General features: G+C 41.9%; 1 protein-coding gene. It reads left to right on the top strand.

Annotation, left to right across the window (positions count from 1 at the left end):
* Window positions 1-1,929, top strand: a 1,929-nt coding sequence (locus EGI31_RS14815; protein WP_255037955.1) for an Ig-like domain-containing protein, incomplete at both ends; no start/stop codon positions are given.

Genomic DNA, 1,929 nt, shown 5'->3' with positions numbered 1-1,929 from the left:
AAAGTAATACTTGTGGTGCAACTAATATTACTGTAGCGGCTACCAATGTTCCAAATACGCCTTATTATAGTTTAGATGGTGGAAACTTTACCACTACAATCGGTAGCGTTCCCGTAGGGAATCATACTATTAGGGTGTCAAATTTTAATGCAGGAACCTTTGAGTGTGCAAGTGATGCTTTTGCATTTACGGTAAGTTCTACACCATCAAATCCGACAGGCACAAGCAATGTAAGTATATGTAATGGTGCAACTGCTTCATTAACAGCTGCTTGTGCCAATAGTTCGGTGGTTTGGTACAATGCAAGTTTGGTGGCCATTCCATTTACTGGCTCACCTTATGTAACACCAAATCTCACATCACCAACAACTTATAATGTTCGATGCGAAGATGGGGCTTGTCGAAGTGGATTTGTGACGGTTAATGTTACAATTAATAATGCTCCAAGTCCGAGCATAACTGGTTCAACGAATCTGACCTGTTCGGTGACGAGTGTAACCAGAACCGCCTCGGGAGGTACAAGCTACCAATGGTCAGGACCAAATTCTTACTCGGCCAATACAGCAATGGCAACAATTAACTCAGCAGGAACCTATACTGTGACGGTAACAGGAGCAAATGGCTGTACAGCTACAGCTTCATCCGTGGTAACAATCAGTGCCTTACCTATACCCAATCCAAGTTCAGATTCACCTAAATGTGCCGAAACTACCTTGAGTTTTAATTCTGCGAGTGGAATGAGTACTTATGCATGGACAGGGCCAAATTCGTTTATTGCGAATACGCAAAATCCAAGCATTACAAACGTAACTACGGCGGCAAATGGTACATATACTTTGACAGTAACGGATGCCAATGGCTGTACAACGAGTGCTACCACAAGTGTAGTGATAAATGCCTTACCGGTGCCGAATCCAAGTAGTAACTCACCAGTGATTGCAGGTGGAACACTCAATCTAAGTAGTTCTGGTGGAGGAACTTACGCTTGGACGGGACCCAACTCATTTAATTCATCACTTCAAAATCCAAGTATAGTCAATGTAACCACAGCAGCTTCAGGTACTTATTCAATAACTGTCACAAATAATGGTTGTTCCGCAAGTGCAACCACACTTGTGGCTTTAAGTGAAGCCTATGCGAGCAATAATTCGCCTATTTGTAGTGGAAGTACACTAAATTTAAGTGCAACAGGTGGGGTAACTTATCTCTGGACCGGACCCAATTCATTTAGTTCATCTTCTCAGAATCCCTCATTCACCAATGCTACTAGTAGTTTGAATGGTGTATATACGGTTGTTGTTTCTTCAAGTGGTGGTGGAACTGCTACCGCCACAACTGCAATAACCGTTTTTGACTTGCCAACCGTTAGTTCAGTAGGAAACCAAATATTGTGCAACGGTGCCACAACAACAGCAATTAATTTTACTGGGAACAATCAAAATACTGTTTATAACTGGACAAATTCAAATAGTGCGATAGGTTTAGCATCGAGTGGTACAGGAAATATAACATCATTTGTAGCCACAAACACTACAAATACTCCAATTACTTCTACCATTGAAGTAACGCCTTCAGTAACATCAATATCCGCATCTCAACCAATTACAGAAACATTTAATTTCACAGGAAACCTTCAAACATTTATCGTACCTGCAGGGGTAACTGAGATAGATATTACAGCAAATGGGGCTCAAGGTGGCAGTAATAATCAAGGGGTTTTAGGAGGTTTAGGAGGTGTAGCATCTGGTAGATTAGCCGTAACCCCTGGCCAAGTCCTTAATATATATGTTGGAGGACAAAATGGTTATAATGGTGGTGGTACAGCAGGCACCTCAGTTTGTACGAATGCAATTGGTGGTAACGGTGGAGGAGCATCTGACATTAGAGTCGGTGGTACTGCTTTAGCTGATAGAGTAATTGTAGCAGGTG

Origin of the sequence: Lacihabitans soyangensis (assembly GCF_024343775.1) — a bacterium.
Lineage (GTDB): Bacteria > Bacteroidota > Bacteroidia > Cytophagales > Spirosomataceae > Leadbetterella > Leadbetterella soyangensis.
The sequence above is the reverse complement of the archived record's forward strand: the minus strand, read 5'-3'. Positions and strand labels throughout refer to the sequence as shown.